Here is a 12847-nt window from a genome sequence, read left to right on the forward strand (position 1 = left end):
CAGTCGGAAGCCCGTGCGCGGTCAGCGGCGCAGCCGGGCCAGCCGGATGCTCAGCATCAGATCGAAGCGCGCCTCGCCATCGGTGAGGTCGGTGACGTCATCACCGAGCGCCTGCGTGATCTTCTCCAGGCGGTAATACAGCGTCGAGCGATGCAGGTGCATGGTGTCGGCCGCGCGCCTCGCGTCGCCGCCGGAGGACAGATAGGCCTCGAGAGTCTGGATCAGGTCGTCGCGTCCCTCGGCCAACAGGGCGACGACACCCGGGTGAATCAGCGCATCGAGTTCGTCGGGAGAGTCGGCGAAGCTGTCGGCGAGCAAGGCCACCGCCCGCCACGAGCCGGCCGCGGTCCAGTCCGTCGCGGACCCGGCCGGACCTGCGCCGATCGCGGCCAGGGCGCACGCGAGCCGCGCATCTCGAACTGCCCGCGCGGCTTGCGACAACGGCAGCCGGGTGCCCGACCAGCCGATGGCCGGATCGTCATCGAAGGTGGCTTGGATCGATGAGGTCACGGTGTCCACCAACCGCTGCGGCGGGACCCGTACGTGTGCGGGGCAGAAGGCGAAGACGCTGACGGGATTGCCCGGCAGGACGAACCAGTTGTGCGTCCGCTCGACGGTGGACAGCCGCAATCGCAATGCGATGCGACGCTGCTCGGTTCCGGAGGAATCCCCGGATGGCGCAAACGCGAAGACGCTGAGCAGGCTGTCCGGCCGGGCCATGTCGTGGGCGGTGAGTTCACGCAGCACCGGTTCGAGGGGCTCGTCCGACAACAGCCGGGTCAGCAGGGCTTGATGCGCGGACTCGACGGCGCGCTCCGTGGTCTGACGCCGGTCCAGGATCGCCACCAGATCCGCCCCCGCCTGATGGGCCAAGGCGCGTTCGGCCGCGCTCAGTGACTGCTGCGGGTCGATCACCCACAAGTAGCCGAAGCGGTCACCGGCCGAGCGCACCGGCACGCAGTACCGTGCCACCATGCCGTGCTGCGGCAGTGGCGGGATCGCGACGCCCGGGTCGGCGTCGTCGAGTCCGAAGGCCTGGAGCCCTGCCATGACTTCGGGTTTCGTGGCGCGCTCGATGAGGCTGTGCATCCGCACGTCGTCGACGGTGCCGTGCTGACGGCTGAAGGTCATGGGCGTCATCGCAGTGTCGTCCAGCAGCACCGCACGATTCAGAGACCGGGCGAGCAGGTCGACGATCAGCTGAATGTGGGCACTGGGATCGGTGCTGTGCGGTTCCGCCATGCGCTCCCATTCGTATCTGTGCCGGCGGCACCGCGCTCACAGGTACCGCAAGGTTGTTGCCGGGTATCGTCGCACGCACTCCGCGGCCGGGCGGGGCGTTGACGGGGGAGATTGATCATGTGGCCCGCGGTGTGGTCGGAAGTGCGGTGGGCGTTCACCCCGCCGCGTAGCTGGCTCCTCGGCGTGGTGGCCAACGTCGTGCTCGCCCTGGTGTGGCTCGCCGTGCAGCCGTTGACCTCCGGTGGACGTCATCACCAGGACTGGGTGATCCTGGTCGGCACATACTTCTCGTCGTTCGTGCTGGCCGACACCACGACGACCAATGTGCTTGGCGCTGACCACGATCGGATCCAGCGGCATCTGGCGGAGTCGATACCGCCGTGGCGAATGTTGCTGCACAAGAACCTGGCATTGCTGGTCCTCGTCGGCCTTCCGGTGCTTGCGGTGGCTGCGGTACTGACCCTCTGGTTGGAGACGCCGGCACGGCTCGGCGTGACGATCCCGAATGTCGCGGTGCCGATCCTGTCCTGGCTGGGGATCGGCAATGTGGTCTCGGTGTTGCTGCCGGTGGCCGAAGTTCCGCTGGTTCAGCGGTGGGGTCAGCGCCATGACCGGCGGCGCATCGTGCTGTGGCTGTCCTCGTTGGCGTTGCCCTACGCGCTGTACTTCGTCGCCGACCCGATCGGCGGGGTCGAGCACCGCGAGCTGTGGCGGGCGCTGCCGACCGCCGTCGCGCACGTCTTCGGTCCCGTGCTCGGCCGTGACACCAAAAGTGCTGTGCACCTTGGTGTCGCGATCATGGTCTGGATGGCCGGGACGCTGTTTGCCGATTGGTGGGTGCGGCGCCGGGGTGTGCAGTTCCGGTAGCGGCTACTGGGGTGGAGCGTCCGGTGCCGGCGACGGTGCGGCCTGCTCCGGCCCCGGCAGCCATGGCGCGCTCGCCGGCATGTGGGCCGGCGCCGCGGCGGTCGGCGGAGTCGAGGCCGGTGCGGGCTGACCGCGACCCGCCTGGTCGGCGGCCTGCACCGTCGTTGATGACCACGGCGCGGGTCCGGCCAGTGCGTCGGCCGCCCACCCCGCCTGCAGCTGGCTCATCGTGAAGTTGACGCCCTGAGTGACCAATCCGCTGTCGACGTAACTGTTGTGGGCATCGAAGCTCGACCCGTGCGCGTCACACACCAGATCGTTGGAAACGCATAGATCGGTGGTCTTGGGCTGATACACCGGACCGACCGTGACCGTGGGGGAGCCGATGGCTCGCATGAAACGTGGGGAGGGCTTGCCGAACAGGGCAACGGCCGCAACGTGATCCGCGACATCCGGCGGCATGGGGGCCGGCACGTCGGTGGCGGCGATCCCCTCGGGGATGGTGCCCGCGGTGACGAAGCCCGCAACGGCGGCGCCCTGCGAGAACCCGCCGAGCACCATCTTGGTCCGTGGGCACGCTGCAGCGGTGGTCACAAGCTGCCTGCGGGCGTCGCGGATTCCGTCGACGGCGGTGGGGAAGTCGGTGGTAGCGGGATAGTCGACCGCATACACGTCAAGGGTTTTCGGGCTGATTGCGGTGCGAAGCCCATTGATGAATGCTGTCCCGACCCCGCCGGGTCCGGGTGCTTCATCGGTTCCTCGGGCGAAGATGACCTGGGCGTCCGGACAGTCCGCCGCGTGTGCTGTCGGCAATAGTGCGGCGGCCAGTAATCCTGGCGGTACCACCAGGATTGCGGCTGTCGCAGCGGTCGTCAGGCTTCTGATTCGGCTTCTGCTTGTGCTTGGCCTCACGGGTCCATGCTGACACGTCGGCGGGCCTTCTGCTCGCCTACGCGGGCCGTGTCGGGATTGATTATTTGCTGGTAGGGCTGAATTGCCGGGCCGCGGCTTGACGATGCGGCACCGGTACGCCATGCCGTTGAACATGTTCACTGAACACGTTCAGTCACGTGCTGCGGCGAGAGACGAGACCCGGGTGAAGGTGTTGGCGTCCGCCGAGCGGCTGTTCCGCGGACAGGGTTTCGCTGCGACGACGGTTCGCCAGATCGCGACCGACGCGGGTGTCAGCACAGGCACCGTGATGGGCGTCGGCGACAAGGACGGTTTGCTCATCGAGGTCTTCGACGAGTGGATCGCCGCCGTCCACCGCGACCGTCAGGCCGGCGATGAATCGCCAGACCCGTTGACCCCCGACGCGACGGTCGATGCCGTAATCGGGCTGCTCGCACCGTTTCTGCGGTACTTCGCCGAGGACCCCGCGTTGTCCCGGCAGTACTCCTCGATCATCGTTCGCGGCAGCCATGAATCGGCGATCTTCCGCGACCTCGCCGTCGCCTTGGTCGCCGAATTGGAGGCGGTCCTGGCGCGCGCCGGGCTCTCAAAGGCTGCCGCGCCGCGCGCCGCCCGGGTCGTCTACTTCGCCTACCTCGGCATCGTCATGACCGGCGGCAATCAAGTGTCCGGCGGTGCGTCGGTACCTGACCAACTACGCGACGTCGTCCGTTGCGTCATTCACGATTCAGCACAAGGAGAAGAGCAGTGACTGGTATTCCGCACTATTGGTGGCCCACCGCATTGTTGGCGGCGGTGCTCTTCGGTGACGCGTTGATGTCGATCCGTCCGCCGCAGTTCATCCGCGGATGTCTTGAGGGAGTGAAACTTCCGCAGGACTGGTGGTGGGTGTTGATCGTCGTCAAGCTGCTGGCCGCTCGCTACCTCAGCATCATCACCGTGAACGCCACGACGCTCACCACCACGATGCAGGCGCGTAAGGCGTTGGGCGGCAGACGCCGTCCGATCTTTGCCCCGATGTAGCCACCGATCGTGGAGCCGACGGCCAACAGTAGCGCCGGTAGCCAGGCCACCTGGCCGACGACGATGAAGATGATGGCCGCGACCGAATTGACCAGTCCCACAGAGATGTTCTTGACGCCGTTGAGCCGCTGCAGGTCTTCCGACACGAACAGTCCGAACAGGGCCATCATGATGATGCCTTGCGCCGCACCGAAATAGCCGCCGTACACCGCGCACCCGAAGATGCCCAGATACAGCGGCACCGCATGGTCGGTAGTCCGTTCGGTGCCGCGTCGCGCGTCGAGCGCGCGGCGCAACAGGGGCTGCACCAACACGAGCACGCCGGCCAGCAGGATCAGCCACGGCACCACCGCGGTGAACGCGCCCGGTGGAAGTTCGAGCAGCAGCACCGCGCCGACAATCGCTCCGACCAGCGATACCGCACCGAGTCGGACGATGCGGGCGCCCTGGCCACCGAGCTCATGCCGGTACCCGTAGGCGCCGGTGAAGTTGCCGGGTACCAGCCCGACGGAGTTGGACATGTTGGCCACCAGTGGCGGGTAGCCGACGGCCATCAGCACGGGGAAGGTGATGAGGCTGCCGGATCCGACGACCGCATTGATCACTCCCGCGGCGACGCCGGCCAGCAGCACCGCGGTGATCGCGAGGGCGGTCAGGGGTGCGTCTTACTGTGCGGTCTCACGCACTGAATTCTTCACTGGGCCGACGCGGCCGTCGCACCGGCCTGGAAGAACTGCTCGATATCGGCGGTGCTCAGCCTCGCTACGCCGATGAGCGCCAGGTCGGCCAACCGCTCCGGTGTCACCTGAGAGGTGGCGTCGGTGACCAGCGCCGCGCGGTAGTCACGCTCGGAGGCGTCGAACAGGGTGGCGCGCGGACAGTTCGGCAGATTGCAGCCCGCCACCACGACGGTGTTCACCGCGAGGTCGCGCAGATGCTCATCGAGCGAGGTGCGGTAGAACGCCGACCACCGCGGTTTGAACATGACGACCTCGCCCGCCGCGACGTATTGGGTACCGCCTGCCAGCAGCGAGTCGTAGTCCAAGGGGTGGGCCAGCAGTTCTGTGGGCACGGCAGCGCCGTCGGTGTGCGGTGCGGCGATCTGCCGGCCGGATTCGACCATGGCCCGACGCGGCGGGTCGGCGTCGCTGCCGCCGGGGACGTACAGCCGCACTATGTGCACGATCGGTCGGTGCGCCGCGCGGAACGCCTCGAGTAGTCGCGCCATCGCGGGCAGGTGTTCGGCGGTGCCGTCGACCTGCGACGGCCCCGAGACGAAATCGTTCTGCACGTCGATCAGCACCAGGGCGCTGCGTGCCAGGTCAGGGGAGGTGTAGTCGTGGCCGGCAGACACAATCCCGATCTTTCCAGACAAACGGCTGTCGTGAGCCACTCTTGACGACCCGCCGACGGCAATACTAAGCAACTGCACAGCATTTGTTGCGCGCTCACCCCGGGGCGCGCGTCGCTGACGATGAGAGGCACGCGATGACGCTGCAGTCGGTCTTGGAGGACATCCAGAAGCGCCCAGGCACGGGTGATCTCATCCCGATCATCGATCCGGTGAGCGAGGAGCAGATCGGGGAATTCACTGATTGCGGCCCTGAGTTCGTCGACGAGGCGGTCGCCCGCGCCAAGTCGTCCTTCGAGTCCGGTGTCTGGTCCGGCATGCCCGGCCGCGAGCGGGCCAAGATCCTGTGGCGCATCGCCGACCTGATCGACGAGCACGCCGCCGACTTCGCGGCGATCGACTCGGCCAACACGGGCATGATGAAGATGCAGTCCGAGCTGGTGGTCCCGACCTGCGCCGAGTTCTTCCGCTATTACGCCGGCTGGTGTTCCAAGATCAACGGCACCGCCTATGACATCCGCACCAGCGGCATCGCCTCCGACGCCTATGTCGACCAGCACGGCTACACGCTGCGCGAACCCTACGGCGTGGTCGGCCTGATCTTCCCGTGGAACGGGCCGATCTTCAACGCCTGCGCCAAGATCGCCCCTGCCCTGGCCGCAGGCTGTAGCAGTCTGGTGAAACCAGCTGAGGAGACGCCTCTTTCGGCCCTGCTGCTGGACCGGCTGATCCACGAAGCCGGCGTCCCCGAGGGCGTCATCAACCTGATCACCGGGTACGGCCACACCGCGGGCGCCGCCATCACAGCGCATCCCGACGTCGAGAAGGTCGCCTTCACGGGTTCGACCGAAGTCGGCAAGGAGATCGTCAAGGCGTCGGCGGGCAACCTGAAGAAGGTCATGCTGGAACTTGGCGGCAAGTCGCCGGTGCTGATCTTCGACGACGCTGACCTGGACAAGGCGATCTTCGGCGCGGCCATGGGAATCTTCATTCACTCCGGCCAAGGATGTGTCTGCGGCTCAAGGATTTTCGTGCAGCGCGGCGTCTACGATCAGGTGGTCGAGGGCATCGCGGGTGTCGCCAACTTCATGAAGTACGGCGGGCCGGACGAAGAAGGTGTGATGAGCGGCCCGCTGATCAGTGCCAAGCAACTGGGGCGGGTCTTGAGCTTCATCGACGAAGGCAAGAACGACGGTGTCGAGATCGTCGCCGGCGGCTACCGACTGGACCGCAAGGGCTACTTCGTGCACCCGACGGTGCTGACCAACGTCGATCCCGGAATGCGCCTGTACCAGCAGGAGATCTTCGGGCCGGTCGTGAGCATCCTGCCGTTCGACACCGAAGACGAGGCCGTTGCGATGGCCAACGACACCAGCTACGGCCTCGCGGCCACCGCGTGGACCACCAATGTCAGCCGGGCGCACCGCATCGTCAAGCGGCTGCAGGCCGGCAGCGTTCAGGTCAACTGCCAGTTGGTCTTTGACCACGACGTGCCCTTCGGTGGATACAAGCAGTCCGGCTGGGGCCAGGAGTTCGGTCGCGAAGGGCTCGATGCCTACCTGAAGAACAAAAGCGTCATCGTCCAGCTGTAGTCACTCCGGGATTTGTGCCCCTATGGGGTGCGTTGTGACGGAGGTCACGACGCGGTGTGACCTCGCACCCTTCGGGTGCGTAACCGTAGGTTGATCAAACCTACGGTTGCGTACCTTGCGGCGCGGCGCGGATCCTGACTCGTGTGAGCCACTACATCGCCAACCTGCGCGATATCGAATTCAATCTGTTCGAAGTGCTGCCGCTCGGTGCGGCCCTGGACACGGGCGGCTACGGCGACCTCGATACCGACACTGCCCGTTCGATGCTCGACGAGGTCTCGCGACTCGCGGAAGGCGTTGTCGCAGAGTCGTTTGTCGACGCAGACCGCAACCCGCCGGTGTTCCTGCCCGACGAGCACCGGATCACGGTGTCAGAGGAGCTCGCCAAGACCGTCCGGGTGGTCAAGGAGGCGGAGTGGTGGCGTCTGGGCCTCGACGAGCGCGCCGGTGGGACGGCTGCGCCGGCGGCGCTGGTGTGGGCGATCCAGGAGATGCTCATCTCGGCCAACCCGTCGGCAACCTTTCTGTACGGCCTCGGGCCGGCGATGGCCCACACCCTGGCCGAGGTCGGTACCGAAGAGCAGCAGCACTGGGCGCAGCTGGCGATGGACAAGGGCTGGGCGGGCACCATGGTGCTGACCGAGCCGGACGCCGGATCCGACGTCGGCGCGGGACGAGCCAAAGCCATCGCTCAGGAGGACGGCACCTGGCACATCGAGGGCGTCAAGCGCTTCATCTCCGGCGGCGACGTCGGTGACACCGCCGAGAACGTCTTCCACCTGGTGCTGGCCCGCCCAGAAGGCGCGGGCCCGGGAACCAAGGGCCTGAGCCTGTTCTTCGTGCCCAACTTCCTGTTCGACCCCGAGACGCTCGAACTCGGCGAGCGCAACGGTGTGTACGTCACCGGCCTGGAACACAAGATGGGCATCAAATCCTCACCCACCTGCGAGCTGACGTTCGGCGCCCACGGAAAGCCCGCCATCGGGTATCTGGTCGGCGGCGTGCACAACGGCATCGCGCAGATGTTCAAGGTCATCGAGAACGCGCGAATGACGGTCGGAGTCAAGGCTGCCGGCACGTTGTCCACCGGCTACCTCAACGCGCTGGCCTACGCCAAGGAACGTATTCAGGGCGCCGACCTCACCCACATGGCGGACAAGACCGCGCCGCGCGTCGCGATCATCGAACACCCCGACGTGCGGCGCAGCCTGATGACGCAGAAGGCGTACGCCGAAGGGCTGCGCTCGGTCTACCTGTACACCGCCGCCTATCAGAATTCTGATGTCGCGCAACTGGTTTCGGGCGCTGACCCCGATCTGGCGCACCGGGTGAACGACCTGCTGCTGCCCATCGTGAAAGGCGTCGGCTCCGAGCGCGCCTACGAGATGCTCTCCGAATCACTGCAGACCCTCGGCGGGTCCGGGTTCCTGCAGGACTATCCGATCGAGCAGTACATCCGCGACGCACGCATCGACGCGCTGTACGAGGGCACCACGGCCATCCAGTCGCTGGACTTCTTCTTCCGCAAGATCATCCGGGATCAAGGCTCGGCCCTGGCTCACGTGTCGAACCAGATCACGGCCACCATCGAGGCTGCCGGACCGGACTTCAAGGCTGAAACCGACAGGCTGGCAACGGCTCTGGTGGATGTGCAGGCGATGGCCGCCGCATTGACCGGTTACCTCATGGCCGCCCAAGGCGACCCCGAGCAGCTGTACAAGGTGGGCCTGGGGTCGGTGCGTTTCCTGCTCGCGGTCGGCGATCTGATGATCGGCTGGCGGTTGATCCTCGCTGCGCAGATCGCCCAGGCGGCGCTCGCCGGTGCCACCGAACGCGACCACGCGTTCTACACCGGCAAGATCGCGGTGGCGAAGTTCTTCGCCAAGAACATGCTGCCGCTGCTGTCCTCGGTGCGTGAGGTGATCGAGACGCTGGACACCGACGTCATGGAAGTGGAGAACGCCGCTTTTTAGCGATTTGTGCACGATTTTGCGCGCCCGCCGCGGAAAATCGTGCACAAATCGCTAGCCCGCGCGCGCCGGGCTTCCTGCCCCGTCGATCCGATCACAGTTCCGGCCCTGAATTGCTGTGGATGTGCTGCTGCCGTGGAAAATGGTCCCAGACCCACGACCGGACGAGGAGATTGCGACATGCGACGCGACACCCTGGCGTGGCTCGGTGCCCGCGCACTGACCCGCCGCTTGGGTTTGCCGCGCGCCAAGAGCTTCCGGGTGGAGCGTTCGCTTCCGGTACCCATGCGCGACGGCGCCGTCCTGTTGGCCGATCACTACGCGCCGCGGGTCCGCAAGCCGGCCGGCACGTTGCTGATGCGGGGTCCGTACGGTCGTGACGGGCTGCCCAACCGGGTGTTCGCGGGGTTGTACGCGGGGCAGGGCTTCCATGTCGTGCTGCAGAGCACGCGCGGGACCTTCGGGTCCGACGGTGCGTTCGAGCCAGGTCGGCACGAGGTCGACGACGGTGCCGACACGGTCCAGTGGTTGCGTGAACAACCGTGGTATGCAGGAGAATTCGCCACCGTCGGCGCGTCCTACCTCGGCTTCACCCAGCTGGCGCTGCTCGTAGACCAACCTGCTGACCTGACCACCTCGGTGATCACCATGGCGCCGCACGATTTCGGCCATTCAGTTTGGAGCACAGGATCATTCGCGCTCGGTGACTTCCTGGGTTGGAGCTACCAGGTGGCCTGGCAGCACCGTGGCGGCTGGATCCGTCAGATCCTCCGCGGCATGGCGACGCCCCGAACCCTCAGGCCGGTCGTGGAGACCCTGCCGCTCGATCCGGCCGCGGCTGAACTGCTGGGCGGCCGTACGCCGTGGTTCAACGCATGGCTCGAACAGCCGGATCCGTCATCGCCGTACTGGGCGGAGAACGGTGTCGCGGCAGCCCTCGACAATCTGCGCGGCCCAGTGCTGCTGATCACCGGGTGGCAGGACGTATTCGTGGACCAGACCCTGGAGCAGTACCGGCGGCTACGGGCCCGTGGCGTCGAGGTGGCGCTGACCGTGGGGCCGTGGACCCACGGGTCGGGCGGCACCGAAGCCATCAAAGAATCCGTGCTGTGGTTGGACGGATCACGCCGCGCCGCGGCCCCGGTGCGGATCTGCGTTGCCGGCGGTGACTGGCTCGAGATGCAGGAGTGGCCGCCGCCGGCGGCCGAACGGGTGTGGCACCTGCACCCTGGTGGCGCCCTCGCAGACGCTCCGCCGGACACTGGGGCGTCGTCCACGTTTGTCTATGACCCGGCCGACCCGACGCCGAGTATCGGTGGGCGCCTTCTGGTTTCCGGCAAGTCCGGCTACATCGACGACACCGAGCTGGCCGAGCGATCCGATGTGCTGTCGTTCACCGGTCCCGTGTTGGCGGCTGACGTCGACGTCATCGGAACGCCATACGTCGATCTGGACCATCGCACCGACAACCCGCACGCCGACGTGTTCGTGCGGATCAGTGACGTTGCGCCCGATGGGCATTCGACCAACGTCACCGACGGATACCTGCGGCTCACCGCGGCCGACGCCCCCGAGGCGTTGCTCCGCCTGGAACTCGACGCGACCGCATACCGATTCGCGGCCGGCCACCGGATCCGGCTGCTGATCGCCGGTGGCTGTTTCCCGCGGTACGCACGCAATCTGGGCACCGGTGATCCGCTGGCAACGGCGACCCGGATGGTGCCGTCGCTGCACACCGTCGCGCACGGCGACGGCGGGCAGTCCAGGTTGGTGCTGCCGGTCAGCGGACCCTGACCACCACTTTGCCCTTGGCGGAACGGTTTTCCAGCGATGCGATGGCGTCCGCGGCCCGCTCCAGCGGATACACCTCGGGCGCCGGCGGGACCACCGCGCCGGACGCCAGCAGCGGCTCCAGCTCGGCCCACTGTTCGGCGAGATAGCCGGGGTGGGTCATGGCCCACGCGCCCCAGCCGACACCTACCGCGTCGACGTTGTTGAGCAGCAATCGATTGACCTTGACCGTCGGGATATCGCCGCCGGTGAACCCCACCACCAGCAGCCGGCCGCCCGGTGCCAGCGATCGAAGGGAATCGGTGAACCGGTCGCCGCCCACCGGGTCCAGGATCAGATCGACGCCCCGCCCGCCGGTCAGCTCGCGCACCGCGTCCTTGAAGCCGTCGGCCAGCACGACGTCGGAAGCACCTGCAGCGCGCGCGATTTCGGCCTTGTCCGCGGAGCTCACCACCGCGATGGTGCGGGCCGCCCCGAACGCCGGGGCCAGCCGCAGGGTCGACGTGCCGATGCCGCCGGCGGCGCCGTGGACCAGCACCGTCTCGCCGGGAGCCAGGCGGCCGCGGGTGCGCAGCGCGCAGTGCACCGTCAGGTCGTTGAACAGCAATCCGGCGCCGGCTTCGAACGACACCGTGTCTGGCAGCTTGAAGACCCGATCAGCCGGTAGTGCAACGACTTCGGCCATGGCGCCGGACAGCATCGTCAAGGCCGCCACCCGGTCTCCGGCCGCCACATGCGCGCCTTCGGGCGCGCTGCGCACCACACCAGCGAGCTCGGCGCCGGGGGTATAGGGCAGCTCGGGCTTGTGCTGATAGAGACCGCGGGACTGCAGCGCGTCGGGGAAGGCGACACCGGCCGCGTGCACCTCGATCACCACGGCGCCGGCGGCGTCGGGTTCGGGAATCTCGTTCAGTCCGGCTGCTGACGGGCCGTCCAACCGGGCGATCTGAATGGCGCGCATGGTGTCCTCAATTCGTCGCAGGATGTCACCATCTAACATCCCGGCATGATCGATGCACGTGCCGCGGTATTGCTTCGCCCGGGTTCGGCCCCCGAACTGGCCGACGTTCAGATTCGCGAGCCGCAGGGCAACGAGGTGCTGGTCGGCATCAATGCGGTCGGTATCTGCCATACCGACATCAGCACGGCAGCACGCTGGCCGGAGAAGCGACTGCCCATGGTGTTCGGCCACGAAGGCGCCGGCACCGTCCTGGCCGCGGGCCCGGACGCCCGCATCGACGTCGGTCGGCAGGTCGTCCTGACCTTCGCCAGCTGCTCGCAGTGCGCTGCGTGCTCGTCCGACACGCCCGCATACTGCGACAACGCCACCCGCCTGAACATGGCGGGCGACCGCGGTGACGAGACGAGCGCGCTGCGGCTGGACGGTCGCCCGGTTCGGGGTGGATTTTTCGGGCAGTCCAGCTTCGCCACCCACGCGCTGGCCAACACGTCCAACGTCGTGGTCCTGCCGGACGGCATCGACGCACAGCTGGCGGCGCCGCTGGCCTGCAGTGTGCAGACCGGGGTCGGCGCGGTGCTGAACACGTTGGCAGCGGGACCGGCCGACACGCTGGTGGTGTGGGGCGCCGGCGCGGTGGGTCTGTCGGCGGTGATGGGTGCCCGGATCGCCGGGTGCCGCGCGATCATCGCCGTCGACCCGATTGCCGAACGGCGTTCGCTGGCAATCGAATTGGGTGCCACTGGCGCCGTCGACTCGGCTTCGGAGACCCTGCCGGCCGAGATCACGGAACTCACCGGGGGTGGGGCGACCCTGGCCGTCGACACCACTGCGCGCAGTGAGGTCATCAGCACCGCGCTGACGCTGCTGCGCAAGTGCGGCAGCCTCGCGCTCGTCGGGCTGGGCGCGCTGACCGCGGAGCTGCCCGTCGGTCTGATCCTGGCCAACGGGCTGCGGGTGCAGGGCGTCATCGAAGGCGACAGCGAGCCGCACAGCTTCATCCCGCGGCTGGCCGGGCACGTCCTTCGGGGCGAGTTGCCCGTCGACAAACTGGTACGGACATACCAGTTCGACCGCTTCGCCGACGCCTGGTCGGACGCCGCGGCCGGTCGCGCAGTCAAACCTGTGCTGGTTATTTAGG

General features: G+C 67.3%; 11 protein-coding genes. 6 read left to right on the forward strand and 5 right to left on the reverse strand.

Annotation, left to right across the window (positions count from 1 at the left end; translation table 11 throughout):
* Positions 1-21: 21 nt before the first annotated feature.
* Positions 22-1242 carry a PucR family transcriptional regulator gene (locus ACNO8X_RS12285; RefSeq protein WP_418005501.1) on the reverse strand — a complete coding sequence of 407 codons (1221 nt, stop codon included), beginning with the start codon at positions 1240-1242 and terminating at the stop codon, positions 22-24.
* A 117-nt stretch (positions 1243-1359) separates the two neighbouring features.
* Here ACNO8X_RS12285 and ACNO8X_RS12290 point away from each other — a divergent pair, with 117 nt between their 5' ends.
* A complete protein-coding gene (locus ACNO8X_RS12290) occupies positions 1360-2109 on the forward strand; it encodes a hypothetical protein (protein WP_418005502.1) in 750 nt (249 codons plus the stop codon).
* Positions 2110-2112: 3 nt separating this feature from the next.
* Here ACNO8X_RS12290 and ACNO8X_RS12295 read toward each other — a convergent pair whose 3' ends face one another.
* Entirely contained in the window at positions 2113-2922 is an 810-nt protein-coding gene (locus ACNO8X_RS12295) for a cutinase family protein (protein WP_418005503.1), read from the reverse strand.
* Between the two features lie 283 nt (positions 2923-3205).
* On the opposite strand from ACNO8X_RS12295, the gene ACNO8X_RS12300 reads away from it, so the two are divergent.
* Entirely contained in the window at positions 3206-3772 is a 567-nt protein-coding gene (locus ACNO8X_RS12300; RefSeq protein WP_418005504.1) for a TetR/AcrR family transcriptional regulator, read from the forward strand.
* 169 nt (positions 3773-3941) lie between these two features.
* On the opposite strand, the gene ACNO8X_RS12305 is transcribed toward ACNO8X_RS12300, so the two are convergent.
* Entirely contained in the window at positions 3942-4676 is a 735-nt protein-coding gene (locus ACNO8X_RS12305; protein ID WP_418005505.1) for a sulfite exporter TauE/SafE family protein, read from the reverse strand.
* Positions 4677-4738: 62 nt separating this feature from the next.
* The gene (locus tag ACNO8X_RS12310; RefSeq protein WP_418005506.1) at positions 4739-5398 is read right to left on the reverse strand and encodes a cysteine hydrolase family protein; all 660 of its coding nucleotides are present in this window, start codon (positions 5396-5398) and stop codon (positions 4739-4741) included.
* Between the two features lie 134 nt (positions 5399-5532).
* Between ACNO8X_RS12310 and ACNO8X_RS12315 the strand changes: the two genes are divergently transcribed.
* The 3 genes from ACNO8X_RS12315 (at position 5533) to ACNO8X_RS12325 (ending at position 10751) form a co-directional block, all read left to right on the forward strand.
* On the forward strand, positions 5533-6987 hold the full coding sequence (locus ACNO8X_RS12315; protein ID WP_418005507.1) for an aldehyde dehydrogenase family protein: 1455 nt from the start codon (positions 5533-5535) through the stop codon (positions 6985-6987).
* 143 nt (positions 6988-7130) lie between these two features.
* The gene (locus ACNO8X_RS12320) at positions 7131-8960 is read left to right on the forward strand and encodes an acyl-CoA dehydrogenase (RefSeq protein WP_418005508.1); all 1830 of its coding nucleotides are present in this window, start codon (positions 7131-7133) and stop codon (positions 8958-8960) included.
* Positions 8961-9137: 177 nt separating this feature from the next.
* On the forward strand, positions 9138-10751 hold the full coding sequence (locus ACNO8X_RS12325; RefSeq protein ID WP_418005509.1) for a CocE/NonD family hydrolase: 1614 nt from the start codon (positions 9138-9140) through the stop codon (positions 10749-10751).
* Here the strand turns inward: ACNO8X_RS12325 and ACNO8X_RS12330 are convergent.
* Positions 10738-11709, reverse strand: a complete 972-nt coding sequence (locus tag ACNO8X_RS12330; RefSeq protein ID WP_418005510.1) for an NADPH:quinone oxidoreductase family protein — start codon at positions 11707-11709, stop codon at positions 10738-10740. The genes ACNO8X_RS12325 and ACNO8X_RS12330 overlap by 14 nt on opposite strands.
* 45 nt (positions 11710-11754) lie before the next feature.
* Between ACNO8X_RS12330 and ACNO8X_RS12335 the strand changes: the two genes are divergently transcribed.
* Positions 11755-12846 (forward strand): NAD(P)-dependent alcohol dehydrogenase, encoded by a 1092-nt coding sequence (locus ACNO8X_RS12335; protein WP_418005511.1) that lies wholly within the window; start codon positions 11755-11757, stop codon positions 12844-12846.
* The last annotated feature ends 1 nt before the right edge of the window (position 12847 follow it).

Origin of the sequence: Mycobacterium sp. PDNC021 (assembly GCF_048282635.1) — a bacterium.
In the GTDB taxonomy this organism is placed as follows: Bacteria; Actinomycetota; Actinomycetes; order Mycobacteriales; family Mycobacteriaceae; genus Mycobacterium; species Mycobacterium llatzerense.